This is a genomic window from Planomonospora corallina (assembly GCF_042650625.1).
GTDB lineage: Bacteria > Actinomycetota > Actinomycetes > Streptosporangiales > Streptosporangiaceae > Planomonospora_B > Planomonospora_B corallina.
In genome coordinates this window covers 103,661-129,373 of the sequence record NZ_JBHSBM010000075.1, presented here as the reverse complement: position 1 = coordinate 129,373, position 25,713 = coordinate 103,661, and the positions used below count along the sequence as shown (strand labels likewise).

Genomic DNA, 25,713 nt, shown 5'->3' with positions numbered 1-25,713 from the left:
CCGTCTACCCCATAAGTTAGACAGCCTAATAGAGAGGTAGCGCCCCGTCGGCCCGCCGAACGGGTCCGGGCCCCGGGCGACGACCGGGCCGACGCTGACGGGCAGGCGGGCCCGGAACAGCACGGCTCGGACCGGCGCCGACTCAGACCGGCACGGGCCCGGAACAGCACGGGCTCAGAACAGCACGGGCTCAGACCGGCTGGGAGCGCAGGAACTTGCCGAAGTGCGGGACGGTGAACGCGATCAGCCCGCGCTCGGCGCTGTAGATCAGACCCTTCTTGATGAGGCTGTCGCGAGCCGGGGAGAGGCTGGACGGCTTGCGGCCGAGGATCTCGGCGACCTCCGCCGTGGCCACCGGCTCCTCCCCGATGGAGGCGATGGCGTGCATGTAGTCGCGCTCGGCGGGGGTGGCCCGCTCGTAGCGGCTGCCGAAGAAGCCGACCGCGAGCTCCTCCTCGGCCTCCGGCGCCGAGACCCGGACGTCCTCGGCGGTGATCGGGCTGCGCAGCGCCAGGTCCCAGGCGACCTTGCCGTACGCCTGGACGAAGTAGGGGTAGCCCTCGGCCGCCTCGTAGAGCGCGTCCAGAGCCTCCTGGGTGAACTCCACGCCCTCGCTCTGCGCCGGGGCGATCAGCGCCAGGTCGGCCGCCTCCCGGTCGAGCCGGTCGATCCGGGCGTAGCGGAACAGCCGCTCGGAGTAGCTCTTGCTGGCCGACAGCACGCTGGGCAGGTGCGGCAGCCCCGCGCCGACCACGATCAGCGGCCCGCCGCTCTGGGAGAGCTCGTGGCAGGCCGCGCAGAGCGCCGAGATGTCCTGGACCTGGACGTCCTGCATCTCGTCGATGAACAGGGCGATGCCGACGCCGAGGTCCGTCGCGACCGCGGCGGCGTCGACGAACAGCTCGGTGAGGTCGATCTCCAGATCGCCGGAGTCGGCGCGGCCGCGCGCGGCGGGCACGTCGATCGCGGGCGACCAGTGCGAGGTCCCCTTGGCGGCGGACGCGTCGCGCATGGCGAACGCCTTGAGCACCCCGAGGAAGTCCTCGATGCGCTCGGGCGCCCGGTGCCGGGGGGCCAGCTCGCGCACGGCCATGTGCAGGGCGGCGGCCACCGGGCGGCGGATCGACCGGTCGGGCCGGGCCTCGATCTTGCCGGTGCCCCATAGCCGCTGCATGGCCATCGATTTGAAGGTGTTGAGCAGGACGGTCTTGCCGACCCCCCGCAGCCCGGTGACGACCATGCTGCGCTCGGGACGGCCGCGGGCCACCCGCTCCAGCACGATCTCGAACTGCTGCAGCTCGCGGTCGCGCCCGGCGAGCTCCGGGGGGCGCTGCCCCGCGCCGGGGGCGTAGGGGTTGCGTACGGGGTCCACGACATCGGACTTTATGACGGGGTATAGGGGCCGTCCTAGAGTCCGGTAGAAAGTGCTACGGCGTTTCGTGTGCCGGCGGACGGGAGACCGGGGGGCGGGAACGCACACGGCCTGCGTCGCGGCGGACGTCGCCGGCATCGCCATGACGCACCCCCTGCCCGAACGGGCGGCGCCCCGGGCCGCATCCCGGGAAGCACCGCGGTCGACGACCGAACCGGTGTTCGATCCAGTGCCCAAGACTGTAGCGCGGCGTCGAACACAGTGACGAGACTTCCCGGGAAAAGGCCACCCCAAGATCGCCTCCCGGTCCGGACATCCCCCGGACCCGCGGATGATCAGGACGCACCGGGGCACCCTCCCCGCCCGGCGCACCGGCGGCCCTTCCGGACGGACACGCGAGCACCGGCTCCGGACACACTCCGGCGGCCCTTCCGGACGGACACGCGGGCACCGCCTCCGGACGGACACTCCGGCGGCCCGACCTGCCCGACCGGCCCGACCTGCCCGAAGCCCGTGCCTAGCCGGTGAACCCGCGCACGATCACGACGAGCGCGGCCGCCGCGATGAGCGCGAGATAGCCGAGCACCAGGCGGGTGTCGCGCAGCAGGCACTTGCTCCGGGTCAGCCCGGCCCGGCGCGCCCGCAGGTAGCCGGTGAAGCCGAGCAGCGCGAAACCGAGCACCACCCACGCCCCGCCGAGCCAGGCCAGCAGCGCCACGGTCGCGTAGACGCACAGCCGGAGCGGATCGTACGGCTGCGCACCGCCCGTCGCGAAACCCGCCCGGGAGCCCGTCCCCGCCTCCGGGCCGGACGTGGGACCGGGCGCGGGACCCGCTCCGGGGTCCACGCCGGAGCCCCTCGCCGTCACGGGAGGACCTCCACCACCGGGAGCCGTGCTCCGCTCCCGGTGGCCGCCACCGCGGACAGGCGCTGACGGGAGAGCGCGGGCCACGCCTGGACGGCGCAGAACGGGGCGCACTGGTCCTGGCCGGAGCGGGTGCCCACGTGCACGCAGCACTGGACCAGACGCTCCTCCAGCATCGTCGCCATGTCCATGAACGGCTTGACCGTGATGCGGACCACGCGCTCGCCGAGCATCCGCCGGAGCCTCCTGCGCCGGCCGGGCAGCGCCGACGAGGCCAGCGCCAGCAGGGTGGACACGCCCAGGTCGCAGTTCTCGCAGATGTTCCGCCACAGGTCGCCGATCTGCGGGTGCGAGAGCGACGACTGCTCCGACAGCAGCCCGAGCAGCGACTCCTGTACGGCCAGGCGCAGCTCGCGCGGGATCTCCTGGTCGGCGATCCGGTTGGCCACCAGGCCGAGGTGCTCCTTGAGCCGGTCGTGCCCGATCAGCGCGGTCAGCGACCGCCACCGCCCGGAGTCGTCACGGATCATGTAGCCGACCGAGCAGCAGTGCGGGTGCGAGCACGGCAGCGCGGTCAGGTCGCGCCAGGTGACGAGCCCGCCGGTCTGCGGGCCGAGGCGGGCGAGCACCCCGGTGTGGGTGAGCCGCTCCAGCGGGTCGATCGCCCCCGACCGCCCCGAGCCGAACTGCGGCTGCAGCGCGACCCCGCCCACGTAGGGGGTGTCCAGCGCCAGCCGTACCACCTCGCCGATCTCGGTGTCGTTGACGCCGAGCGCGGCCGTCATGACCAGCGTCATGAAGATCTCGCGCTCCGAGAGCCTCCGTACGGCCTGCGCCTTGAGCGCCCGCAGGTCCCCGCCCCGGTGGTGGCGCGAGGCCTCGGCGGAGACGCCGTCGTACTGCAGGTAGACCTCGACCCGGTCGCGGTGCTCGGTGAGCAGGTCGAGCAGCGCGTCGTCGCGGGCGACCAGCAGGCCGTTGGTGTTGACCAGGATGCGGGTGATCGGCCGGGCGACCAGCTCGGCCAGGAGAAACCCCAGCTCCGGGTGGAGGGTGGGCTCGCCGCCGCTCAGCATGAGCACGTCCAGCCGGCCGTTCTCCCGGGCCAGGCGCTGGTCGACGTTGGCCAGGACCTCGGTGACCGGGACCACGCCGCGCAGGTCGGGCGAGGAGTCCGCGAAGCAGGTGGGGCAGCGCAGGTTGCAAGCCTCGGCGATGTCCTCCAGCAGGATGCAGGTGTGCTGGGTCTGCGTCTCCGGGAGCCCGCGCAGGTAGGCCGCGGGGACCGGGTCGAAGTTCCCGGGCGTGTCGGGGACGTGCGCCTTGGTGGGGGCGGTCCACTCCTCCAGGTAGGCGAGGATCTCCGGGTCCTCGTCGTAGAGCGTGCGGACCAGGCCGTGGGCGCGGCAGCCGCGCTCCAGGTAGACGCGGCCGTCGCGGACGGCGAGGTATCCCGTCAGGCGCGGCACGTCGTGGAGCGGGCGCTCGGGGTCCTCGTCGTGGCAGCGCGGGCAGAAAGCGTTGACGTAGCGGAGGATGCGGTCCCCCCGCAGGCCCATGCCGGTGCTCATCTCGGCTCCGTCCTGGTCGGTGCTGGTCAGTCTTGGCCCGGTCCTGGCCGGTGCCGGTCGATCCTGGCCCGGTCCTGGCCGGTGCCGGTCAGTCCTGGCCCGGTCCTGGCCGGTGCCGGTCAGCCCTGGCCCGGTCCTGGCCGATCCCGGTCTCCGGCGCGTGCCGGGATCCGGCCTCCGGTGCGCCCGCGCTCCGTCCGCGGGGGCGCCTGCGGGTGCGTCCGCCGGTCCCCTCCCCGCTCGTCCGCGGGTCCGCCCACCGGCCCGCTCACTGGTACATCTGCGGGTTGAGGCCGGTGCAGAACCCGGCGCTGACGATGGAGACCAGCGCCCAGCCGGCCATCAGGCCGATCCCCAGGCCCTTGGCCCACGGCTCAGGCCTGCGGGTCAGCCAGATCCCGCCGCCGAAGGCGATCAGCGCCAGGAACACGGCGCCCGTCCCGATGCCGGCCGCCGACTCGGTGGAGACGGCGGCGATCCCGACCACCAGGTTGATCACGACGAAGGCGAGGAAGCCCACGAACGCCAGGCCGATGATCACGCCCGGCCGGCTCTCCGGAGGTCTCGGCCCCCATCCGGGCGGCGGCCCACCGTAAGGACCCCGTCCCGGGACCGGCCCACCGTAGGGACCCCATCCCGGGACCGGCCCGCCGTAGGGGCCCTGCGGGCCCCGAGGGCCGTTCGGCGGCTCCCCCGACGGAGGCTGCGGCAGATCCTGTGACGGGTCGCGCGGGTCCTGGGACCGGCCGTGCGGCTCCTGGGGCGGTGTGGTCACCGGAGCACCCTCCTGTCCGCACGCTCCGTGCGCGGTCCTCTGCCTCTCGTGCCGCCTCTCGTGCGCCTCATGTACGGACCTCCTTCTTCGGGACGAGCGCGTCGTAGAAACCCCGGCGGTAGCCGTACCGGAGCCGGAGAGCGACCAGCAGCAGGCCCGGGAGGAGGAACCACTGCGGGCGGGTGAGGTCCAGCCAGACCGTCTCGTTGGCCCGGGTGAACTCCACCAGGAAGCGGAAGACGGCGTAGCCCGCGACGTAGAGGGTGAACAGCTCGCCCGGCCGGGTGATCCGCCCGCGCAGCCACCACAGCGCCGCGAACGCCGCCAGCTGGAAGGCCACCTCGTAGAGGAACGACGGGTGCATGGCCTGCCCGGCCAGGCAGCCCGGGCAGGCGGGAGTGGCGGCGGGGGCGTGCACCCCCCACGGCAGGTCCGTGGGGCGGCCGGGGGCCTCGGTGAGATGGCAGCCGATCCGGCCGACCGCCATGCCGAGCGCGACGGCCGGGGCGAACAGGTCCCCGGTCCGCTCCCGGTAGCCGATCAGCCGCTTGGCGACGAGCACGCCGACGTAGGCGCCGGTGAGGCCCCCCAGAACGCTCCGGGAGCCGAACATCCAGGCCTCGAGCAGGGTCGGGTTGAGATCCGGGTCGAGGTGCTCCGCCCAGCCGGACAGCCGCATGCCGATCGCCCCGCCGACCAGCGCCCCGGTGACCGCGACCAGCGACTGCTCCGCCGGCGCGCCCCGGCGGCGGGCCTCGGCGACGAAGACCACGGCGGCGGCCAGCACGCCCAGGCCGACGAAGAGGCCGTGCACCGGCACGTCCCACGCCCCGATCCCGATCACCGGTTCCATGCCGCAACAGTAGAGGCGCGGCCCGGCCCAGGCCATCATCCCGGCGGAGGACGCCAACGCCCCCGGGATGCCCCGTCTCAGGAGGCGCCCTCCCGGGGAGCGCCGTCCGAGGGGAGCGCCGCCCCAGGAAACGCCACCCCAAGGGAGAGCACCGTCCCAGGGAGCGCCGCCTCAGGAGGCGCCGTCTCAGGAGGCGCCGTCTCAGGAGGCGCCGTCTCAGGAGGCGCCGTCTCAGGAGGCGCCGTCATCTCCGGGGAGAACGCGGGCCGGGCGAGTCCGCGGCGGGGGTTTCTCACCCGAGGTGACCGGTCGAATACGCTGAAGTCCCGTCCGTCCGTCCGGCCTGGGGGCAAGCAGGTGAGAGGTTCTCCGTTCGCGACACCGTCCGCACCACCGTCGGCGACGCGCGCCGGGGCGGCCGTCCTGGTCGTCGCGGCCTGCCTGGCAGTGGCTTCCTGCGGCGGCACCGACCCCGTCACCGCGCCCACGGCGACGTCCGAGGAGACCGCTCCCCGTCCCGTGCCGCCGTCACCCACCACGTCCGCGCCGACCTCCCCGGAGGCGTCCCCGTCACCCACTGTGTCTCCGTCGTCCCCGTCGTCCCCGTCCCTCACCCCGGACGGGACCGCCTCCCCCGGCACGCCGTCTCCCGGACCGCCGTCGCCGTCCCCCGCGCAGACCCGGACCCCGGCCGCCCCTCCGCCGTTCGCCGCGAAGGTCTCCCGCGTCTCCCGCGACCGCCTGCCGTACTCCTGGCGCAAGGGCTGCCCGGTCCCGGTGAAGGACCTGCGGCTGATCACCATGACCTACTGGGGCTTCGACGACCGGGCGCACGTCGGCGAACTGGTCGTGCACGAGGACGTCGCCGACGACATCGTCTCGGTCTTCAAGCGCCTGTACGGCTGGCGCTGGCCGATCTACCGGATGGTGCTCGTCGACGTCTACAAGGGCGACGACTTCGACTCGATCGACGCCGACAACACCTCGGCCTTCAACTGCCGCCCGGCGACCGACTCCACCAGCTGGTCCCGGCACGCCTACGGCAAGGCCATCGACATCAACCCCCGCGAGAACCCCTACGTCTACGCGAACGGCTCGTACGCCCACAAGAACGCCCGCAAGTTCGTCAAGCGCCCGCTGGACGCCCCCGGCGTGATCAATCCCGGCGACAAGGTGGTCAAGGCCTTCGAGCGGCTCGGCTGGGAGTGGGGCGGCTACTGGTCGGGGGTCAAGGACTACCAGCACTTCAGCAAGGGCGGCGGCTGAGATCTGGGCCGGCTCGACGGCTCCGGACGGGAGCCGGGCATGGGGCCGGACGAGCCGGAGGACGACACCACACGGGCCCCGTGGCCGGCTGAGACCGGAACCGGGGTGAGGTGCGGCCATGATTCCCGGAAGGAAGTGCGGTGCGGCCATGACCACCGCCCCGGAGACCCGCTGGTCACCGGCCTGAATGCCTGTTGGCCCGGTGGCCCGGTGGTCATGGCCGTCGTCGGGGTTGTTCAGCCGGGGCAGGTGACGGACAGCACCTTGGCCGTCTCGTTGGAGCTGACCTTCACCCAGCCGCCGTAGACGTGATACTGACTGCCCGCGCGGACGGAGTACGCGGTGCGGCAGTTCTTGGGGGCGTAGAAGCCGTCGATGTCCCGCTTGGGGCTGTTCCAGAACCCGCCCGCGCCCTGGCCGGGGGCGAGAGTGATGTAGGACCACGGGTCGCTGTTGTTGTTCTTCCAGCGCACCTTGATGTAGGTGCTGGTCTTGTTCTCCACCCGGCCGCACGGCGGAGCCGAGCATCCGCTGGCCGCCGCGGGCCCGGCCGTGATGACGCTGAGGCCTGCGGCGGCCAGCATCGTGGTGGCGAAGACGGCGATTCGCCGCCCAATGATGGGGTTCATTGCGAACCATCCCTTTTATTGAGTTTGTCAATATTGGTGTTACAGCCGGGCAAGCGTATAGGTCATGGCGGTTCGCAGGCCACACCGTGTTCGCGACCATGGCCGGAAGGAGGGTTGCCTCGAACGCGCTCTCTCCCCCCGTCACGCCCGACCCCGTCCACCTGGACGCCTGATGGAACGGCCGTTCCCTGGACCGGGATCGCACCCGCCACCCGGCCCGTCCCGGATCGGCCGGACGAGCCGGGCCGACCACTCCGGTGCGGCTCGCCGGGGCCCCGAACCGGGGTGCCGTACAGCCCCGGCACACCGCGCCTACAGGTGGTCGCGCACCAGGTCGGCGAACTCCTCCGGGGTCACGATCCGCACGCCCAGGCTCTCGGCCTTGGCCTTCTTCGATCCGGCCTTCTCGCCCGCGACCAGCAGCGCGGTCCTGGCCGAGACGCTGGAGGAGGCCTTGCCGCCGGCGCGCTCGATCAGCTCGTTGACCTGGTTGCGCGAGAGCTCTCCCAGCGGGCCGGTCATCGTCCCGGTGGCCACCACGGACATGCCCGCCAGCGGCAGCGCGGCGGCCGGTTCCTCGCCGCCGGAGGAGGCCGCGTCCGCGGACGCACCGGTGACACCGGGCTCGGTCATGTTGACGCCCGCCGCGACCAGCTTGTCGATCAGCGGGGCGAGCTCGGCCAGCTCGGCGACCACCAGCGGAGCCTTCTCCGGGCCGATCCCCTCCACGGCCTGGATCTCCTCGGCGGTGGCGGCGCGGACGGCCTCCATGCCGCCGAAGTGCCGGGCGATCCGGCGGCTCATGGACCGTCCGGTCCCGCGCACGCCCAGCGCGCAGAACACGCGGCTGAGCGGCCGGGTCCTGGCCGCGTCGATCGCGGCCAGCAGGTTGTCGGTGCTGGTGGCGCCCATGCGCTCGAGGCCGAGGATCTGCTCGCGGGTGAGGAAGAACAGGTCGGCGAAGTCGGCGATGAGCCCGGCCTCCAGCATCTGCACGATCCGGGACTCGGCCAGTCCCTCGACGTCGAGCTGGTCGCGGCCGACCGCGTAGGTGATGGAGGCCAGCGCCCGGCAGGAGCGGCCGCGCACGCACCGCCACCGCTCCTGGGTGGCGTCGATGGCGTCACCGCAGTTCGGGCAGACCTCGGGGAAGGCGATCGGCTGCTCGGCGCCGGTACGCAGGTGCACGACGGGCGCCTCCACCCGGGGGATCACGTCGCCGGCCTTGTAGACGGTCACCGAGTCACCGATCATCAGGCCGCGGCGGGTGATGTCGGCCGGGTTGTGCAGGGTGGCGTAGGCGACGGTGCTGCCGTCCAGCTCGACCGGCTCCAGCACCGCGCGCGGGGCGATGATCCCGGTGCGGCCCACCGCCCACTCCACGGCGACCAGCTTGGTGATCTTCTCGGTGGCGGGCAGCTTGTAGGCGATCGCCCAGCGCGGCGCCCGCGAGCCGGACCCGGCCTCGTCCTGGTCGGCGGCCAGGTCGGCCTTGACGACGATGCCGTCGATGCCGAAGGGCAGCCCGGCCCGGGCGGCGGCGATCTGCTCGACGCGGGCCTGGATCCCCTCCCTGTCCGCGGCGACGATCCCGGCGACCGGCGTGCCGGCGGCGGTGGCCACGCCGAGCTCCGCGACCAGGTCCATGATCTGGCTGTGCGGCAGCGTGCGCAGCCGCTCGGCCAGGTCGGAGGCGTCGTCCGGGGGCAGCGGCAGCGCGCCGTAGCCGAAGAAGGTCAGCTCGCACACGTACGGCCGGTCCTGGGCGCGCAAGGTGCCGGCGGCGGCGCTGCGCGGGTTGGCGAACGTGGTGCCGTCGTGGGCCCGCCGCTTGGCGCAGGCGTCCTCGAACTGCTCGCCCGTCATCATGACCTCGCCGCGGATCTCCACCGTGACCGGCGCGGCCAGGCGCCCGGGCAGACCGGTGATCGTGCCGATCGCGTGGCTGACGTCCTCTCCGGCGCTGCCGTCGCCGCGGGTGACGAGCTGGACCAGGCGGCCGGCGCGGTAGCGGGCCGAGACCGCGAGGCCGTCGAACTTCGGCTCCACGCTCCAGGCGGTGACCGTACGGCCCAGGCGGCGCTCCAGCCCGTCCACCCACCGGGCCAGGCCGGTGGCGTCGAAGACGTTGTCGAGGCTGAGCATCGGCACCGTGTGGGGGACGTCGCCGGTCACCGCGCCGCCGGCGACCTTGCCGGTGGGAGAGCCGGGCAGCACCTGCTCGGGATGGGCCGCCTCGTAGTCCGCGATGCCGCGCACCAGCCGGTCGTAGGCGTCGTCGTCGAGCCGGGAGGTGCCGTCGCCGTAGTAGGCGGCGGCCGCGTCGGCGGCCGTCTGCACGGCGGCGGCGTAGGCGGTCTGGTCGCTGAGGACGGTGATGGGGGGCGCGTCATTCACAAATGCATCATGTCGTTCAGAACCGACATTTTCCGTCACGCCGCCGCTGCTCCCGCCCACCCTCAGGAGCCCTCGCCACGGAGGAACGGCACGAGGCCCCCGGAGCGCTTCGCGGCTCCGAGGGCCTCCTTTCATGTACCGGTTACGGGACCCGCGCGTACCAACGGCCGTTCACGTAGACGCAGGAGCCGTACTTGCCACCGGTGTACAGAGAGCACCAGTAATAAGTGGTGAAGGGGCCGACCAATCTCGCCTCCGTGGCGGTGACCGCCGGGGTGGCGGTCTGCGCCGTGGCCGCCTGCGCGGTGGCCGGGAAGGCGAGGGCAGTGAGGACGAGGCCGACGCCTACGGCGGCGCGGCGGAGCGTGTTCGTGCTGAAAACCATGGAACAGACGGTAGAGACCGGGCCCTTCCCCGGTCGTCAAGGTGAGCCTTGATTCCGTGTCCGCCGCCGGACGGATCCCCCGGAGCCTGGACGTCCTCCTTCCGGTTCACGCCCCGGCTCCCGGACCGGCCGTGCCGTCGGTCCCGCGTGCCGGAGCGGACCGGCGCGGCCGTTCGGCACCGGTCGGGTACGGCCCACCGCCGGCCGGACGGCCGCGGCCTCCCCTCAGCACCGCACCACGATCGTGTCCGCGAGGCGGTCGTGGTGGCAGAGCCGCTTGTCGCTCCAGAGCAGGTACGCCACGTTGACGAGGCCGGCGAGCCAGCCGAACACCGGGACCAGCAGGGTGGCGAGGAGGAGTCCTGATCTGGTCGCGGCCGCCTGCGACGACGGCGGACCCCCGGTCTCCATGGAGACGACCTTGATCCTCATCAGCCGTTTGCCGAGGGTCTGGCCGGTGCGGGCGTGGGGCAGCCAGAGGTAGAGATGGGCGGGGACCAGGGCTGCCAGGAAGCCCCAGGACGTGCCGACGGCCGTCCCGACGCCTCCGACGACGACGAGCACCAGGGCGATGTCCAGGACCGCGGCGGGAATGCGCAGGCGGAGGGGGGCAGGTCGGATCACCCTGAGGATTGTGCCGGTTCCGTCCTGGATCGCGGAGCCGTACGGATCATCCGGCGGGGAGATCCGTACGGATCGTCCAGCGGGGCGGGAGGACGGCCGCGCTCACCGCGGCGAGCGCGGGGAGCCCGGCGGCCATGGCGGCGATCAGCGCCCACGGGGTCTCGAAGGACACCCGCGGAGGCGGATCCCAGTCGTACGAGGTGGTCATGGGCCACGCCAGGAGCAGGCCGATGACACAGCCTGCGGACACGCCCAGCACCGTTCCGCAGGCCGCCCGGGAGGCGACGAGGGATCGCAGGGTCCGCGAGGGCGTGGCCGAGCCTCCGCTGATCCGGAGCAGAACACGCTCCGATCCGGCCTCGCGGGCCGCGATCAGCGCGCCGGCCAGGGCGAGGAGGAGCAGAACCGCTACGGCGTACCGCCAGCCGGTCGGAGTCCGGTATCCCCGTTCGACGTAGGTGAACCCGGCCTCCTCCAATCGGTGCTCGATCCGCTCCCGCTCGGCCGCCGAGGTCCGGTGGAGAGAAGGGTCGATGATCAGATGATCCGGCTCCAGGCGGACACCGAGACCCCGCACGGCATCTGCGGGGAGGAAGACCCCGCCCACCCGGGGATCGGCGGGCCTGACGGTGATCGCCGGGATGGTTCCGGTGAGCGGCGGACGGTCGGCCTCGGCACCGTGGTACCGGATCTCCACCGAGCCGGTTTCTCCGCCCTCGGTGGTGACCACCACGGCCGTGCCCTCGTCGTAGGGGGCCGACGGGTCTCCGGTGAGGTAGCGGAGCAGCGTCCGGTCACCGATGTAGATCGCCTCACACCCCATGGGGGGAATCCGGATCGCCACAGGGGTGCTCGTATTCCTCGTAGACGGAGTGCGCGGTCTCCACAGCGATGAAACCGGGCCCGCTCACGCTGCCGCTCTCCGTAACGGGCACACCGGGCAGTTCATGCCGGACCGCCGCCCGCACGGCGGCGGCCTGGTCCCCCGGGAACCCTCCCACGACAAGCGCGCCCATCCGGGCCGCAGGCCGGTAGTACGTCCTGTCCTGCGCCGCCACGGCGGACCCGATGATCAGCACCGCGACCGCGACGGCGGTCGCGGCCATCGTCATCGCCACACCGGGAGCGGTCCGGTAGGACCTGTCGGCCAGGTGGCGGGCCGCCGCCCGGAACGCCCGCGGCAGCCGCGCGGTGTTCCGTCCGAGCACTCCCATCAGCCATGGCACGAAGAAACCCAGACCGAAGATCGCCAACGCACCGCTCACCACGCCCGCCAGGACGGTCATCGCCGACCCGAAGTCGTCATAGTGCTGGTCCTCGTGCGTGGACCACGCGGTGAGCGCCACCACCGCGACACCGAGCGCCGACAGTGCCGCCCCCAGGGCCAGGCGGTCTCTGCGGACGTGGCCGTACCGGCCGAGAAGCTGGCCGTACCGGCCGAGAAGCGGAGCCGATCTCGCCGCGAAGACCACAGCGCCGCACAGAAGTGCCGTGGGGATGCCGACCACCGCACACACTGCGATTTTCGCGATCACGGCGAAATGGTACTCGGCAGTGCATCACCTCACCAGGAAAGGAGCGACCCGGGCGATGACACTCCCAGACGGCCCTCGCGGGACACAACCCCAGGTGAGGCATCATGGACGCTATGACGGTCGGGGATGGCGACGGCTGGGCGCAGTGCGGCCGCGGACACCGGCACTGGGGCGTGTACGGCGCGTCCGGGCTGCTCGCCGTGCACCACGACGCCGAGGGCACACCCCACGTCCTGATGCAGAAGCGCTCCCTGTGGAGCCACCACGGCGGCACCTGGGGCCTGCCCGGCGGCGCCCGCGACAGCCACGAGGACGCCATCACCGGTGCGCTCCGCGAGGCCCGGGAGGAGGCCTCCCTGCACGGTGAGGGCCTGCGCGTCCAGGGCGTCTACCTGGACGACCACGGCGGCTGGACCTTCGAGACGGTGATCGCCGAGGCCGAGGGGCTGCTGCACGCCGTACCGGGCAACAGTGAGAGCGACGACCTGCGCTGGCTGCCCGCCGAGGAGGTCGCCGCCCGCGACCTCCATCCCGGCTTCGCCGAGACCTGGCCCGCGATCCGGGCGGCGCTCGCCCCCCTCGTGCTCGTCCTCGGCGCCGCCAACATCGTCGGCGCCCGTGCCGAGCACGGATGGTGGAGGGACCGTGCCGGGGCCACCGCCAAGCTGCTCTCCGAGGTCGCCGCCCTCGCCGGCGGCGGGCTGCGCACCGTGCCGGAGCGTCTGCCCGCGCTGACCCGCTGGTTCCCCCGCACCGTCACGGTCGTCGAGGGCGCCGCCCGCGGGGTGGCCGCGCCGCCCGGCGTCACCGTGGTGGCCGCCCCGGGCAGCGGGGACGACGCCATCGTGCGCGCCGTGGAGGAGACGGCCGCCTGGGAGCACGTGCTCGTCGTCACCGCCGACCGCGCCCTGCGCGAGCGTGTCACCGCCCTCGGTGCGGAGGTCACCGGACCGAGGTGGCTGCTCTCCCAGCTCTGACCCCTCCCGGTCTCCGGAGCTCCGGAGCCGGGGCCGGGGAACGGTCCGCCTCAGACCTGCCGCAGTGCCCGCACCGCCTCTTCCTCGACCTGTACGGCCTGCGCGACCAGACCTGCCAGCTCCGCCAGCAGATCGGCTCTGCCCTCCTCGTCCAGCGGCATCTCGTACGCGGTCTCCCCGGCGAGCTCCCGCAACCGATCGGCGGCCCGCGATCCCCGGGTGTGCAGCAGTTCGGCCCTCTCCCGCACGAGCGCGCGGTGCCGGGGGAACGGCTCGACCGCCCGGGAGGCGACCTGCGACCAGAGCCGGCCGGCTTCGCGGTAGAGCCCGGCCGCCCGGCCGCACGCCGTACCGCCGAGGAGCCCGGCCGCCTCGTCCAGGAAGTCCGCGTACAGCGGCCGGGTCGCACCGGGCGCGGTGTACTCGTTCTCCAGGCACGCGTGCAGCCTGGTCATCGCGGTGAAGAACGCCTCCGGATCGGCGAACCGCCGCGCCCAGCCCGTCCGCCCCTTCGCGTCGCCGAGCTGCCGGGCCAGGCGGTCCATGCCCGACAGCCCGAAGTTGACGTCGAAGCCCGTGCCGAGGGCCGGCCCGGTGAGCCTGGCGACCGTCTCCTCGACGGCCCCGCGTACGGCCCGCACCGGGTCGGCGGTGGCCGGACCGGTGACCGCGACGAGGTGATGCCTGCCCTTGCGCAGCGAGGACCAGGCGGCCATGAACTCCCCGGCGGGGAGCCGGTCCGGCTCCGCGCACGCGTCCTCGACGGTCACCTCGCCGCCGTCGATCCCGGTGACCGCCACCTCCAGCGGGTCGGGGAACGCCGGTCCCGGTCGCCACGGCAGGGCGAACCGGCCGATCCGGCAGATCGCCGCCCGGCCTGAGCCGAGGACCTCCCGCAGGTTCCGCTCGGCCACCCGGGCCGATCCGGTCTGCCGGATCTCGTGCCCGACCCCGGCCCGGGCCAGGGCCGCGGGGACGATCGGCTCGGGGTGCGCCTGGGCGACGACGGTCACCATCGGGTGGTGGCCCCGGTACTCGAAGACCGCGTACATGAACCCGATGCCGCCGCCGAGCCCGAGGAGCATGGCCTCGCCGAGACCGGGCACCAGCCGGGCTCCGTGCCCGCTCGCCGTACAGGTCGAGGACCGGAAAGAACCGACTGCGCCTTCGAGGACATCGATCCCCTCCGCCTCCGCGCGGGCCCGCGGCGTGGGCGCGGACTCAGGAGGTCGGGCGCGAGGCGGCGCCCGGCCCGAGATTACCGTCCGGCCGCCGTGCGCGGCCACCACCGGGCCGCCGGGCCCACCACCGGGCCGGCGGTGGGCCCGGCGGTGGGCCGGTGACGGACGGTCCGCCGCCTCCGTGGCCGCTGGGAGGCGGTCGGCGTTACGATCACCTGCATCCGCGTCCCACCGGCTCCGGAGACCGAAGTGGGTTACCCGCCGCAGTACGGCCCGCCGTCCGCAGGTGAGACGGGCCGCGGCCTGGCCGTGATCGTCCTCATGGTCACCGGCCTGATCATCGGGACGGCCGTCGCCGTGTCCATGGCCCTGGAGCCGCCCGCGGCCCACGGCTCCCCGTCCTCCGCGGAGACCACCTCGCAGGCGCCGGACCCCGGGGAGCCCTGGACGCCAGAGGGGTCGGAGGAGTCCGTACGGCAGGCCGCCGAGGCCTCGTTCGACGCCTACGCCGGCGGGGCGTCCGGCGAGTTCTGGGACTCCTGGAGCACCGAGGCCCGTTCGGCGATCACCCGCGAGGACTATGTGCGCCTGTTCCAGCTCTGCCCGCAGCTCGTCCCCGGCTCGTCGTTCAGCGTCGGCGAGGTCACCGTCGCCGGGGACGGCGCGCTGGTGACCGCGACCCGGACCACCGACCAGACCCCCTACGACTACGAGTTCGTCCACGAGGACGGCTCATGGCGGTACGTCCCTCCGCCTGAGGAGTTGCAGGAGTACCGGTCCAAGGGCGTCGACCGGATCCTCGCGGAACGCCGGACCGCCGGCGCCTGCGGCGCTCCCCTCGCTCCGTCCACCGGCGCTCCCCTCGCTCCGTCCTCCGGCGTCTCCCCGCCCGGCTGAACCGGCCGTGCGGCCCGGGAGCGGCGCCCTTCCCCGCACCCCGCCCGAAGAAGGGCCGTCCCGCAAAGGACTGCCGCGCCGGGACGTTCGCGGCTACTGTCGGATCCATGGCCTTCCCCCTGCCGTCACGGCGTGATGACGACGAGCCGGGCACGTCGCGACCCGGTGGGCAGAGCGGTGCGGAGGAGCCCGTGGTCCCGGTATGGCTGGCCCACCGGCAGCCCCGCGGGGACGAGCCGGAGAGCGACGTCCATGGTTCGCCGACCTCCGTCACCATCGAGCTGGACCGGGCCGACTACGAGGCGCTGACCCGCAAGGCCCTGGCGGACGGCAAACGTGTCGCCGACGTCGTCCGCGCGGCCGTGCAGCGGGAGATCGGCAACAAGCCGCACGTCATCGCGCTGATCCATCGCTGGGACCTGAACCGCGAGGACCTCGACGCGGCGGCCGACGCGCTCGGCGTCGCCCGCCTCTCCGACGAGGAATGGGGGCAGATCAGCGCACGCCGCAACCGTAGGATCTGACCATGCTTCCCGGCCGGGTCCTCGACGTCAGCGCGCTGATCGACATCGCCGTCGCCAAGACCAAGTACGCACGGGCCGTCGCGGCGACCTGCCTGAGCAGCGGGGGCGGCATCTGCGTCCCCGCCACCGCCCTGGCCGCCGTCTACTCCATCGCCCCGCTCTCCACCCAGGTGGAGCTGTTCGAGCTGGTCTCGACCCCCGGGGTGACGGTCGACGACTTCACCGCCGGCAAGGTCGGCGACATCGCGGAGATCCTCGACGGCTCGCGGGACGTCACCGCGGGCCACGTCATCTGGTGCGCCCGGCACACCCGGTGGCCGATCCTGACCGACCGGGGCGAGCAGCTCGTGGTCTACGACCCGCACGTCACGATCGACGCCCTGCCGTAGGCCGCCGGCCATGCACGGGCCCGGTGCACGGGCCGGCGCACGGGCCGGCGCACGGGCGGGCGCACGGGCGGGAGACCCGCGGGCGACGGGCCGCCCCGTATTCCCCACGACATGCCCGCCCTGCGTGATCTAGGGTTTCCCGCACGCCCCGTCCCGTGAGGAGCCTCCCGTGCGACGACCCCCGGTGATCCGCCCGGCGACCCCCGACGACGCCGCCCTGCTCGCGGAGCTGAACCGCTTCGTGCACGACATGCACGCCGAGCACCGGCCGGACCTCTACCGGAAGGACCCGCCGGCCGGCGAGCTCGCCGACGGGTTCCGCAGGCAGCTCGGCCGGGACGACGTCCGGATCCTCATCGCCGAGCTCCCCGGCGGCACGGCCGCCGGGTACGCGATGGCGACCGTCCACCACCGCGCCGCGAACGTCCTCATGGCCGCCGACTCCCACATCACCCTGGAGCACCTGGCGGTGGACCCGCGGGCGGCCCGGCAGGGAGTCGCGACCGCGCTGCTGGAGGCCGTACGCGCGGCGGGCAGGGAGGCCGGGTGCAGGCGGTTCGTCACGGACGTCTGGGACTTCAACACCGAGGCGCTGGCCTTCTACCGGGCGTCCGGCTTCACCCCGATGCGGCGCCTGCTCGACCAGCCGCTGTGAGGGAGCGGGCGGCGGCCGGAGCCCGTGCCGCCGGCCCGCTCTCGGTTCCCGTCCTCGGACTCGACGGCCGCGCAGGCCAGAGCGGTGTCTTGAACGCGCGCCGGTAGGCGAGGGGGGCGAGGCCGACGGCGGCGTGCAGGTGCTGGCGGAGCGAGACGGCCGTGCCGAAGCCCGCCCGCCGGGCCACCTGGTCCACCGGCAGGTCGGTGGACTCCAGCAGGTGCCTGGCGTGCTCGACCCGCTGGCCGGTGAGCCAGCGGGCCGGGCTGAGGCCGGTCTCCTCACGGAAGCGCCGGGTGAACGTGCGCACGCTCATCCGCGCGTGCGCGGCCAGGCCGGCCAGGTCGAGCGGTTCGTCCAGGTGCTCCAGCATCCACGCCCGGGTCCGCGCGGTGGTCGTCTCGGCGGGGTCGGGCAGCGGCCGCTCGACGAACTGCGCCTGCCCGCCGTCCCGCCAGGGGGCGACGACGCAGCGCCGGGCCGCCCGGTTGGCCACCTCGCTGCCGTGGTCGCGGCGGATCACGTGCAGGCACAGGTCGATCCCGGCGGCGACCCCGGCGGAGGTGAGCAGGTCGCCGTCGTCGATGAACAGCACGTCGGGGTCGAGCCGTACCCGGGGGAAGAGCGAGCGGAAGCACGCCGCATGGCGCCAGTGGGTGGTGGCGGGCCGGCCGTCGAGCAGCCCGGCCGCGGCCAGCACGAACGCGCCCGTGCAGATCGACATGACGCGGGCGTGCCCGGCCGCCGCGCGCAACGCGTCCCGCAGGGGGCCGGGGACGGTCCCGTCGGTCAGCGCCGGGCCGTCGTGGACGCCGGGGACGAGAACGGTGCCGGCCGTCTCCAGCACGTCCAGGTCGTGGTCGGGCAGCACGGAGTATCCGGCCCGGGACCGTACGGCGGCGCCGCCCGGCGAGCAGGTGACGACCTCGTACAGGTGCCGGTCGGCGGAGTCCCGGGCGGCCCAGAACACCTGGCCGGGCACACCGAGGTCGAGGGTGGCGAAGTCGTCGAGCACGACGACGGCCACCCGGTGGGGTCGCCACTTCATGGCCGGATTCTTTCAGATGTTGGCTATCCGGCCAATCGTCCCGTCCGTCCGCCGCCGCCATCATTTCCCCCATGACCCTGACCTCCGAGCCGACGCCCGAACCGGCCCCCGCCTCTCCTCCCGGGCCCGTTCCCCGCTCCGGTCCCGGTGCTCCCCCCGGACCCGGACCGGACGGTGAGCCGCGCGAGTCCCGGCTGCACCGGGCCTGGATCGTGGCGGCCGTCGCCTTCGTCGCCATCGTGGGCGCGGCCGGGTTCCGCGCCACACCGGGTGTGCTGATCACCCCGCTCCAGGAGGAGTTCGGCTGGCCCCGGGGGACGATCTCGTTCGCCGTCTCCGTCAACCTCATGCTCTACGGCCTGACCGCCCCGTTCGCCGCCGCCCTGATGGACCGGTTCGGCATGCGGCGCGTGGTGACCCTCGCGTTGCTGCTGGTCGCGGTGGGCAGCGGGGTCACCGTCCTGATGACCGCGAGCTGGCACCTGGTGCTCTGCTGGGGCGTGCTGGTCGGGCTCGGCACCGGCTCGATGGCCCTGGTCTTCGGCGCCACGGTCGCGGATCGCTGGTTCGTCCGGCACCGCGGGCTGGTCGTCGGCGTGCTGACCGCGGGCGGCGCCACCGGCCAGCTGGTCTTCCTGCCGGTGCTGGCCCACCTGGCGCAGGGGCCGGGCTGGCGGGTCGCCTCGCTGACCGTGGCCGGGGCCGCCCTCGCCGTCGCGCCCCTGGTCTGGTTCCTGCTCCGCGACCGCCCCGAGGAGGTCGGGCTCACCGCGCTCGGAGCCCCCGCCCCCGTCGGCGGTACGGCCGGCGGCGGGGCCCCTGCCCCGGTCATGGCCGGTACGGCGACCCGGCCGGGCACGGGTGCGGGTGCGGGCGCGGCGGCGCGGGCGCTGCGGGTGCTGCGCGACGCCATGCGGACCGGGCCGTTCTGGCTGCTCGCGGGCGGGTTCGCGATCTGCGGCATGAGCACCAACGGGCTGGTCGGCACCCACTTCGTGCCCGCCGCCCACGACCACGGCATGCCGCAGACGACCGCCGCCGGGCTGCTCGCCCTGGTCGGGATCTTCGACATCGCCGGGACCGTGGCCTCCGGCTGGCTGAGCGACCGGGTCGACTCCCGGATCCTGCTCTGCGTCTACTACGCGCTGCGCGGCCTGTCGCTGCTGGTCCTGCCGAGCCTGTTCGCCGCGACCGCCGAGCCCAGCATGCTGGTCTTCATCATCTTCTACGGCCTGGACTGGGTGGCGACCGTACCGCCCACCGTGGCGCTCTGCCGCCAGATCTACGGCCCGGACGGCGGCGTGGTGTTCGGCTGGGTGTTCGCCTCCCACCAGGTCGGCGCGGCCGTCGCCGCCCTCGGCGCCGGTCTCGTCCGCGACCACGCCGGTGACTACGACCTCGCCTGGTACGGCGCGGGCGCCCTCTGCCTGGCCGCCGCGGTGATGTCGATCGCCATCGCCCGGCGCCGGCCGCGCTGACGACGGTGCTCGGCCACGCGCCGGGCACCGTGAACGCCGGCGAGCTGTGGGCCGCCGAGCATCCTGTCCACGGCGGCGAACAGGTCGTCCTGCTCTCGGGAGAGGTCTGCAACCGGCAAGCCGGAGCGGTGTCCGCGGCCCCGGTCCGAACCCTGGTGGACTCCCACGGGTACAGCGTCCCCCTGTCCGGTGGAGGATACGCGGCGATCGACAGCATGCGGACACCGGCACGCGAAGATTTGATCGAACAGGTCGGGCACCCGCACGAGATGGACGTGATGCAGATCGTCGTCCTCGCCGTGATCTCCGATCTGGACACCGATCGACCCCTGTCCCACGTGCCGGACCGAGCGATCCACCGCAACGGACGCTGTGGGTCCACGGATCCCACAGACCTACAGGAGGGCGCTCCCGCCGCGTAGAGTGGTGATCATGATGTCCAGCCGCGGGAAGGTCCTGAGCCGTCGCGAACTCAACCGGGCGTTCCTGGAGCGGCAGCTCCTGAGCGAGCGGGCGCAGTCCGGCGTGGAGGACGTCCTGCGCCACCTGGTCGGCCTGCAGGCGCAGCAGCCGGCGCCGCCGTACTTCGGGCTCTGGTCGCGGCTGAAGGGCTTCGAGCCGGACGACCTGGCCCGGCTGATCCTGGACCGCCGGGTGGTCCGGGCCAATCTCATGCGGTGCACCGTCCACCTCGTGACCGCCGACGACTGCCTGGTCCTGCGGCGGGTGACGGCGCCGATGATCGACCGCGCGCTCCGCGCGAACCCGGAGCGCGCCGCGGAGCTGGAGAAGATCCCCGACCTGGCCGGGTTCGCGGAGGCGGCCCGGGAACTGCTCGCCGAACCTCGCGGGATCAAGGAGCTGGGCGAGCTGCTCGCTCCGCGCTGGCCGGAGTGCGAGCCCGCGGAGCTCGCCCGCATCGCCCAGTTAGTCGTGCCCTCGCTGCAGACGCCGCCCCGGGGCGTCTGGGGCAGGAGCAGCCGGCCCGCCTGGGCCGCCATCGAGAGCTGGCTCGGCCGCCCGATCCCCGCCGAGGCGGATCCCGGCCCGCTGCTGCTGCGCTATCTGGCGGCCTTCGGTCCCGCGACGGTCGCCGACATGCAGCAGTGGTCGGGCCTGACCGGCCTGGCCGAGATCTGCGCCCGGCTGGAGCTGCGCACGTTCCGCGACGAGCGGGGCCGCACGCTCCTCGACCTGCCGGACGCGCCGCTGCCCGGTCCGGACGCGCCCGCCCCGGTCCGGTTCCTGGCGGAATACGACAACGCGATCCTGTCGCACGCCGACCGCTCCCGGATCATCGACAGGAGCCTGCTGGGCGCAGTCGTCACGAAGAACGGCATCGTCCGGGGCACGGTCCTGGTGGACGGCTTCGTCCGGGCGATGTGGAAGATCGAACGACCGGGCGCCGTGGTCGTCACCCCGTTCGCGAAGCTCTCCGGCGACGACGCCTCGGCGGTGGAGGAGGAGGGCATGCGCCTGCTCGCCTTCGCCGCCCCCGCGGCGCGCACGCACGACGTCCGCCTCGACCCGGTCGCGGACTGACCGGAGAAGCCTCCCGGAGCGTCCCGTCTCCGGCGGCAGAGCCTCCAGCGGTGGCGGGCCCGGTCGCCCCGGCCGGGGACGGGCTCACGGGTGGATCCGGCGGGTGAAGGCAGGGCCGGTGCTCGTGCGGCCCCATCGGGAGCACGGCCTCGCCGGAGAGGCACGGCGTCGCCCCCCTCCTCGATCCGTTGAGCTCACGGACCGGCAACCTGACCAGACGGCCGGAGGGCGGGCAAGGCCCGGTGCTTCCGCGCTATCCGATGGCCGCGACCCCCGGCAGGACCGGATCCGTGGGATTCGTGAGCGTGCCGGGGTAGCCGGCCAGCCGCCGGGCCTTGCCGGTCCTGACGTCGACCGCGTAGGTGCTCACTTCCTCGCCGTCGTAGACGATCGTGACCTCGGAGCCGCTCCGCCAGGTGGCGACGCCGGAGACGCCCCCACCCTTCGGCAGGCCGTGGATGGCGACCCTCCGCAGGATCCGCCCGCTCCGGGCGTCGAGGATGCTGAGCGTGCGCTTCTCCCGGCCCTTCGCCCTGAAGTCGAAGGCGGCCACCGTACGGCCGTCCGGGGCGAGCTCGCTGAACATGATGAACACGCCGTCGAAGCGCACCGGCGAGCCTCCACCGGTGACGGGCATCAGCCACAGGTCGGTCTTGACGTACCGGACCAGCGCGGCGACGCCGTCCTTGACGCTGACCACCTCGAACTTGCCGTTCACGGAGAGCTTCCTGCCGGTCCGCATGTCGATCAGCAGCCCGGGGTCCTTGGTGCCCTCCCGCGGGTCGAAGACCACGTAGCGGCCGTCGTCGGAGACCGCGAGCATGGAACCCCCGCCGATCCGTTCCTCCTTCACCGTCACGGGGGAGACCACCTCGGAACCGCTCACCAGGTCGCGGACCACGTGAGCCTGGGCCTGGCGGCTGTAGTAGGCGAGCATGCGCCCGTCCCTGCTGATCGCGACGGGCGCGCGCCAGCCCTTGGCGGTGCTGACGAGCGCCTGCGGCACCCGGTAGGTCGCCCCGGTGCCGGTGACCACCCGCCACTCGACGGCGCTGCAGTCCGGGGGCCGCAGCGGGTCCTCCTGGTCGACCTCGCACGGTGTCCGGTACGCGTGACTCAGCACTCCCACCCTGCCGCCGGGCAGGTCGGGCACCGCGTCCGCCCTCTGCACCCCGTCCGCCCTCTGCTGTGCGGCCGTTTCATCGCCACGCGGTCCCGGCAGCGCCACGGTCGTCGTCACCATGCCGATCATCGCGATCACCGCGGTCGCCGTGGCCGCCGCCGCGGTCGCCAGCGCCAGGGTGGTGCGCCGCCTGCGCCGGTGACCGGCGATGGCCCGGTCGGCCAGGTCCACCAGGGGAGCCTCGTCGGCGATGCCCCCCAGCGCCTCATGCAGTCTCGTCATCGGGCCACCTCCGTGATCTCGGGCTCGGACAGCAGGTGCACCAGCTCGGGCGCGAGCGCGCGCAGACGGGCCAGCGCGTGATGGGTCTGGCTCTTGACGGTGCCCACCGAGCAACCGAGGGCCTCGGCCGTCTGCGTCTCGGTGAGGTCCTCCCAGAAGCGCAGCACGACCACGGCGCGCTGCTTGGGCGTCAGCTTCGCCAACGCCTGGCGCAGCACGATCCGGTCGAGCACGGTCTCGTCGCAGGAGGTACCGCGGTCCGGCGGGTCGGCGCTCGGCGACTCGAGGCGTTGCCGGCGCCACCAGGAGATGTACTGGTTGACCAGCGCCTTGCGCGTGTAGGCCTCCGGATTGCCGTCCCTGGCCAGCTTGGGCCACTGCCCCACGACCTTGATCAGGACGCTCTGCAGCAGGTCCTCGGCGAGGTGGGCGTCTCCCGTGAGCAGATACGCGGTCCGCATCAGCGCCTGCTGGCGGGCGACCACGAACTCCCGGAAGCCGTCGTGACGATTCAATGTGATCTCCTCTCGCCCGGTCCCAACGCGACCCGTGGGGTGAATGGTTGTAGCCCTCCTCGTTTTTTCGCCGCGATCTCGTCTTTTTCGCCGCCGCCCTCGTCTCGCCGCCGTCTCGCCCTTCGCCACGGCGAGACCGTCCCCTGGCCCCTCAACACCCACCCGGGGGCGATCGGCCTGAAGCACCGTCACATGATCGGGTGAGCGGATGACCTGCGGAAAGGACCAGCACTCGTGCTTACATGACGACTCTGGGTAACGATCGCGGTGAGCGGGGGGACACATGACAGCAGTACGGACGGGCGGGACGATCGCCGCCCCGGCCGCCGGCCTCTTCGCGGCATCGGCCGTACCGGCGTCGGCCGACGCCTCCGGCTGGAGCGACACCTACGCCCACGGCAGAGTGAGCGTTCCCGCCGACCGGTCGGAGATCACGGTGTGCGACGGCAGGGCCGACGACCGCGCACCGCCCGGCGGCGCGCGCGGACACGATCCGGCGACCTCCCGTTCCCCAGGCAGGCCGCCGGAACATGTCCTGCTCAGGGCCGGCCGCCGCTCCCGCCGAGGGTGTTCTGGATGTCGGCCTGCTTCTGCTCCACCAGGGTTTTGATCAGGGCGGCCAGCCCCAGGGCGACGCCCGCGGTGACAGCGGTGATGATCACCCATTCGACGGCGGAGGCGCCGCGGGTCGGGGCCGTGCGCGCGCGGTGGGCCCGGACGGCCAGCCATGTCTGCAGGTAGACGATCCAAGGGTGGTTCACAGAGCTCGACATCCTCCGCTGCCGGGCGCGCGCGAGCCTGTGAGGCACGCTTCGCGTACCTTCACGGACCACGTCCATCCGTTACCGATAGAGACCGTGGATGCGCATATTGTGATCCGCCTTGCGGTGGGCCGCAGGGAGAACTGCTCCGGAATCCGGAGTTCCACATCGCCGTGACGGCCCGGTCCGGGTCGAGGCGCCACCGCCCGGCTCCCGAGGTCCTGCCCGGCTCGCCGTACCCGGCCTCCCACGACCCGCCGGATCCCGGGTCACCGATGAGGTGGATCGCCGCCGGCGGGTTGCGTCCACGGACATGGTGTAAGAGTTTCCCCAGCCCACAGGCGTGCCGCCGGAGTGACCGTGCCGGCCTGCCTCGCCGATCACATCGCCGTCACACGGAAGGCATCGAGATCATGCCCGTCCTCGCAGATGTCGTCGACGCGGCCGTCGGCGGTGACACCCACCGAGACGTCCATGCGCCCGAACTCGTCACCCCGGCCGACATCACCATCGTGACCTTGACCGTCGGCAACGACGAGAGGGGATACGCCGAGGCGCCGGTCCGGCAGCGCTGCCGGACCCACTACCTGCGGAATCCGCTGACGACCGTGCCGAAGTCGGCGCAGCCGTGGGTGGCCACCCTGGTGCGCACCATCTTCGACCAGCCGACGGCCGAGGCCGTGCGGGCCCAGCACGCCTGGGTCGTCGAGGCGCTGGAGGCGAAGCGTCCGGCCACCGCGACGCACCTGGACACGGCCCGGGAGGAGCTGCCGGCCTTCGCCGCCTTCCCCCACGAGGTCTGGCGGCAGATCTGGTCGAACAACCCGCAGGAGCGGTTGAACAAGGAGATCCGCCGCCGCACCGACGTGGTCGGCATCGACCAGGCGGCCGGGGAACGGACAGGCCCCGCCCCGTTCCGGTCCTCAGGGACGCGGCTCCCCGCCCCGGTCCGCCGTTCGCTGTCATGGGTGACATTGCTGCGAGTTGAGTGAAGAGTGTGGGTGCTGTTAGCTTCGTCCGGTGGACGACAGGCGTGCACGGGCGGAGGCGATCGAGGACTTCGCGGAGGTCCTGCGCGAACTGCGCCGGTCGGTCGGCGATCCGCCTTTCCGGGAGATGTCCGGCCGCTCAGGGGCGATCTCCCACACGACGCTGCACGAAGCCACGAAAGGCAACCGGCTCCCGAGCTGGGAGACCACCGTCGAGTTCGTCAGGGCGTGCGGCGCGGACCCGGCCGATTACCGCGAACGCTGGGAGAAGGCGAACCAGACGGTCAGGGGGACAGGCATCGGGGATCCTCCGGTCCTCGCGGACGCCTCCGTGGATCATCCGCCTGGTGCGGTCGCGACCTCCGCCGCAGGCGCCGCGGGACCCCGTACCGCGCACACCGCCATGACGCCGCAGGCGTCCGGACCGGCTGCCGAGACCCCGGCCTCCGTGTCCGCTTCGCGCCCCGGCGAGAGCACGGGCGGCATCCGGCCGGTCCTCCCCGCGCCGGGGGGCCGAGGGCGATTCCGGCGGACTCTCCCGACCGTGCTCACCGCGGTCGCGGCCGCGGCCGGCGTGGGCGCGGCGGTCCTCATCGTGACCGTCGCCGACCGCGTGTCCGGGCCCGCCGAACCCGGCCCGAGCCTGTCCGGAGGGCCACCGCCGTCCCCGGCCGGCTGCCCGGTGCAGCAGGCCAACCCGGCTTGGGCCCCGCCCGTGCACAAGGGCGACGCGGCCGAGTTCGTCGCGGACGTCACGCTGCCCGACTGCACGCGCGTCGGCGCAGGCGAGACCATGCCGAAGGTGTGGCGGCTCAAGAACGCCGGGACCGTGCCCTGGAAGGGGTACTCACTGCGCCGCCTCGACCCCCCGCAGCGAACCGGCCGGTGCCGGACCGCTTCCGCCGTACCGATCGGGGAGACGCGCCCCGGCGAGACGGTCGACGTCCGGATCGACATCACCACACCGCGGGAACCGGGCCTGTGCTACGTGCGGTTCAAGATGATGGACGCCTCGGGAAAGATCGCGTTCCCCGGAAGCCGGCCGATCAACTTCCAGATCATCGTCGACGCACCCTGATT

Annotated in this window: 26 protein-coding genes and 1 pseudogene; 11 read left to right on the top strand and 16 right to left on the bottom strand. The window is 73.3% G+C overall.

Going from position 1 to position 25,713, the window contains the following annotated elements; translation table 11 throughout:
- Nucleotides 1–190: 190 nt before the first annotated feature.
- The 5 genes from ACFOWE_RS32535 to ACFOWE_RS32515 form a co-directional block, all read right to left on the bottom strand.
- Complete coding sequence (locus ACFOWE_RS32535) at nucleotides 191–1,372, bottom strand: AAA family ATPase (RefSeq protein ID WP_377294674.1); 1,182 nt, start codon at nucleotides 1,370–1,372, stop codon at nucleotides 191–193.
- Between the two features lie 517 nt (nucleotides 1,373–1,889).
- Nucleotides 1,890–2,240 carry a hypothetical protein gene (locus tag ACFOWE_RS32530; RefSeq protein WP_377294672.1) on the bottom strand — a complete coding sequence of 117 codons (351 nt, stop codon included), beginning with the start codon at nucleotides 2,238–2,240 and terminating at the stop codon, nucleotides 1,890–1,892.
- The gene (locus tag ACFOWE_RS32525) at nucleotides 2,237–3,808 is read right to left on the bottom strand and encodes a radical SAM protein (RefSeq protein WP_377294670.1); all 1,572 of its coding nucleotides are present in this window, start codon (nucleotides 3,806–3,808) and stop codon (nucleotides 2,237–2,239) included. Before ACFOWE_RS32525 ends, ACFOWE_RS32530 begins: the two co-directional genes overlap by 4 nt.
- A gap of 268 nt (nucleotides 3,809–4,076) precedes the next feature.
- On the bottom strand, nucleotides 4,077–4,349 hold the full coding sequence (locus ACFOWE_RS32520; RefSeq protein WP_377294668.1) for a hypothetical protein: 273 nt from the start codon (nucleotides 4,347–4,349) through the stop codon (nucleotides 4,077–4,079).
- A 301-nt stretch (nucleotides 4,350–4,650) separates the two neighbouring features.
- Nucleotides 4,651–5,436: a prolipoprotein diacylglyceryl transferase gene (locus ACFOWE_RS32515; RefSeq protein WP_377294666.1), complete on the bottom strand. Its 786-nt coding sequence runs from the start codon at nucleotides 5,434–5,436 to the stop codon at nucleotides 4,651–4,653.
- 579 nt (nucleotides 5,437–6,015) lie between these two features.
- Between ACFOWE_RS32515 and ACFOWE_RS32510 the strand changes: the two genes are divergently transcribed.
- Nucleotides 6,016–6,702, top strand: coding sequence for a M15 family metallopeptidase (locus ACFOWE_RS32510; protein WP_377294664.1), 687 nt, complete (start codon nucleotides 6,016–6,018; stop codon nucleotides 6,700–6,702).
- Between the two features lie 236 nt (nucleotides 6,703–6,938).
- Here the strand turns inward: ACFOWE_RS32510 and ACFOWE_RS32505 are convergent, their stop codons facing one another.
- The 6 genes from ACFOWE_RS32505 to ACFOWE_RS32480 all read right to left on the bottom strand — a co-directional run bounded on the left by ACFOWE_RS32505 (nucleotide 6,939) and on the right by ACFOWE_RS32480 (nucleotide 12,272).
- A complete protein-coding gene (locus tag ACFOWE_RS32505) occupies nucleotides 6,939–7,331 on the bottom strand; it encodes a hypothetical protein (protein WP_377294662.1) in 393 nt (130 codons plus the stop codon).
- Nucleotides 7,332–7,643: 312 nt separating this feature from the next.
- Nucleotides 7,644–9,728: an NAD-dependent DNA ligase LigA gene (gene ligA, locus ACFOWE_RS32500; protein ID WP_377294660.1), complete on the bottom strand. Its 2,085-nt coding sequence runs from the start codon at nucleotides 9,726–9,728 to the stop codon at nucleotides 7,644–7,646.
- A gap of 142 nt (nucleotides 9,729–9,870) precedes the next feature.
- Complete coding sequence (locus ACFOWE_RS32495; RefSeq protein ID WP_377294658.1) at nucleotides 9,871–10,113, bottom strand: hypothetical protein; 243 nt, start codon at nucleotides 10,111–10,113, stop codon at nucleotides 9,871–9,873.
- A gap of 225 nt (nucleotides 10,114–10,338) precedes the next feature.
- Nucleotides 10,339–10,737, bottom strand: a complete 399-nt coding sequence (locus tag ACFOWE_RS32490) for an RDD family protein (protein ID WP_377294656.1) — start codon at nucleotides 10,735–10,737, stop codon at nucleotides 10,339–10,341.
- A 46-nt stretch (nucleotides 10,738–10,783) separates the two neighbouring features.
- Entirely contained in the window at nucleotides 10,784–11,560 is a 777-nt protein-coding gene (locus ACFOWE_RS32485) for a hypothetical protein (RefSeq protein ID WP_377294654.1), read from the bottom strand.
- Entirely contained in the window at nucleotides 11,550–12,272 is a 723-nt protein-coding gene (locus ACFOWE_RS32480; protein WP_377294652.1) for a hypothetical protein, read from the bottom strand. The genes ACFOWE_RS32485 and ACFOWE_RS32480 overlap by 11 nt, the downstream gene beginning before the upstream one ends.
- A 113-nt stretch (nucleotides 12,273–12,385) precedes the next feature.
- Here ACFOWE_RS32480 and ACFOWE_RS32475 point away from each other — a divergent pair, with 113 nt between their 5' ends.
- A complete protein-coding gene (locus ACFOWE_RS32475) occupies nucleotides 12,386–13,249 on the top strand; it encodes an NUDIX hydrolase (RefSeq protein ID WP_377294650.1) in 864 nt (287 codons plus the stop codon).
- 50 nt (nucleotides 13,250–13,299) lie between these two features.
- On the opposite strand, the gene ACFOWE_RS32470 is transcribed toward ACFOWE_RS32475, so the two are convergent.
- Complete coding sequence (locus ACFOWE_RS32470; protein ID WP_377294648.1) at nucleotides 13,300–14,355, bottom strand: DUF4872 domain-containing protein; 1,056 nt, start codon at nucleotides 14,353–14,355, stop codon at nucleotides 13,300–13,302.
- Between the two features lie 324 nt (nucleotides 14,356–14,679).
- Here ACFOWE_RS32470 and ACFOWE_RS32465 point away from each other — a divergent pair, with 324 nt between their 5' ends.
- From ACFOWE_RS32465 to ACFOWE_RS32450, 4 genes are all read left to right on the top strand, one after another.
- On the top strand, nucleotides 14,680–15,327 hold the full coding sequence (locus ACFOWE_RS32465) for a hypothetical protein (protein ID WP_377294646.1): 648 nt from the start codon (nucleotides 14,680–14,682) through the stop codon (nucleotides 15,325–15,327).
- Between the two features lie 107 nt (nucleotides 15,328–15,434).
- Nucleotides 15,435–15,851: a hypothetical protein gene (locus tag ACFOWE_RS32460; RefSeq protein ID WP_377294644.1), complete on the top strand. Its 417-nt coding sequence runs from the start codon at nucleotides 15,435–15,437 to the stop codon at nucleotides 15,849–15,851.
- Between the two features lie 2 nt (nucleotides 15,852–15,853).
- Nucleotides 15,854–16,240, top strand: a complete 387-nt coding sequence (locus ACFOWE_RS32455) for a hypothetical protein (RefSeq protein ID WP_377294642.1) — start codon at nucleotides 15,854–15,856, stop codon at nucleotides 16,238–16,240.
- 169 nt (nucleotides 16,241–16,409) lie between these two features.
- Nucleotides 16,410–16,895: a GNAT family N-acetyltransferase gene (locus tag ACFOWE_RS32450; RefSeq protein WP_377294640.1), complete on the top strand. Its 486-nt coding sequence runs from the start codon at nucleotides 16,410–16,412 to the stop codon at nucleotides 16,893–16,895.
- On the opposite strand, the gene ACFOWE_RS32445 is transcribed toward ACFOWE_RS32450, so the two are convergent.
- Nucleotides 16,858–17,943, bottom strand: coding sequence for a GlxA family transcriptional regulator (locus ACFOWE_RS32445; protein ID WP_377294638.1), 1,086 nt, complete (start codon nucleotides 17,941–17,943; stop codon nucleotides 16,858–16,860). The two genes, ACFOWE_RS32450 and ACFOWE_RS32445, sit on opposite strands and share 38 nt — an antisense overlap.
- 77 nt (nucleotides 17,944–18,020) lie before the next feature.
- Here ACFOWE_RS32445 and ACFOWE_RS32440 point away from each other — a divergent pair, with 77 nt between their 5' ends.
- The 3 genes from ACFOWE_RS32440 to ACFOWE_RS32430 are packed head-to-tail and all read left to right on the top strand — an operon-like array spanning nucleotide 18,021 to nucleotide 20,963.
- A complete protein-coding gene (locus tag ACFOWE_RS32440; protein ID WP_377294804.1) occupies nucleotides 18,021–19,421 on the top strand; it encodes an MFS transporter in 1,401 nt (466 codons plus the stop codon).
- Nucleotides 19,422–19,426: 5 nt separating this feature from the next.
- Nucleotides 19,427–19,843 carry a hypothetical protein gene (locus ACFOWE_RS32435; protein ID WP_377294636.1) on the top strand — a complete coding sequence of 139 codons (417 nt, stop codon included), beginning with the start codon at nucleotides 19,427–19,429 and terminating at the stop codon, nucleotides 19,841–19,843.
- A 10-nt stretch (nucleotides 19,844–19,853) separates the two neighbouring features.
- Nucleotides 19,854–20,963, top strand: a complete 1,110-nt coding sequence (locus ACFOWE_RS32430) for a winged helix DNA-binding domain-containing protein (protein ID WP_377294634.1) — start codon at nucleotides 19,854–19,856, stop codon at nucleotides 20,961–20,963.
- A 253-nt stretch (nucleotides 20,964–21,216) separates the two neighbouring features.
- On the opposite strand, the gene ACFOWE_RS32425 is transcribed toward ACFOWE_RS32430, so the two are convergent.
- From ACFOWE_RS32425 to ACFOWE_RS32415, 3 genes are all read right to left on the bottom strand, one after another.
- Nucleotides 21,217–22,368 carry a hypothetical protein gene (locus ACFOWE_RS32425; RefSeq protein ID WP_377294632.1) on the bottom strand — a complete coding sequence of 384 codons (1,152 nt, stop codon included), beginning with the start codon at nucleotides 22,366–22,368 and terminating at the stop codon, nucleotides 21,217–21,219.
- On the bottom strand, nucleotides 22,365–22,883 hold the full coding sequence (locus ACFOWE_RS32420; RefSeq protein WP_377294631.1) for a SigE family RNA polymerase sigma factor: 519 nt from the start codon (nucleotides 22,881–22,883) through the stop codon (nucleotides 22,365–22,367). The genes ACFOWE_RS32425 and ACFOWE_RS32420 overlap by 4 nt, the downstream gene beginning before the upstream one ends.
- A 539-nt stretch (nucleotides 22,884–23,422) precedes the next feature.
- Nucleotides 23,423–23,644, bottom strand: coding sequence for a hypothetical protein (locus ACFOWE_RS32415; RefSeq protein WP_377294629.1), 222 nt, complete (start codon nucleotides 23,642–23,644; stop codon nucleotides 23,423–23,425).
- Between the two features lie 566 nt (nucleotides 23,645–24,210).
- Between ACFOWE_RS32415 and ACFOWE_RS32410 the strand changes: the two are divergent.
- Nucleotides 24,211–24,522: pseudogene (locus ACFOWE_RS32410) on the top strand (transposase); the annotation flags it as partial.
- A 142-nt stretch (nucleotides 24,523–24,664) separates the two neighbouring features.
- Nucleotides 24,665–25,711, top strand: coding sequence for an NBR1-Ig-like domain-containing protein (locus tag ACFOWE_RS32405; protein WP_377294627.1), 1,047 nt, complete (start codon nucleotides 24,665–24,667; stop codon nucleotides 25,709–25,711).
- Nucleotides 25,712–25,713 lie beyond the last annotated feature (2 nt).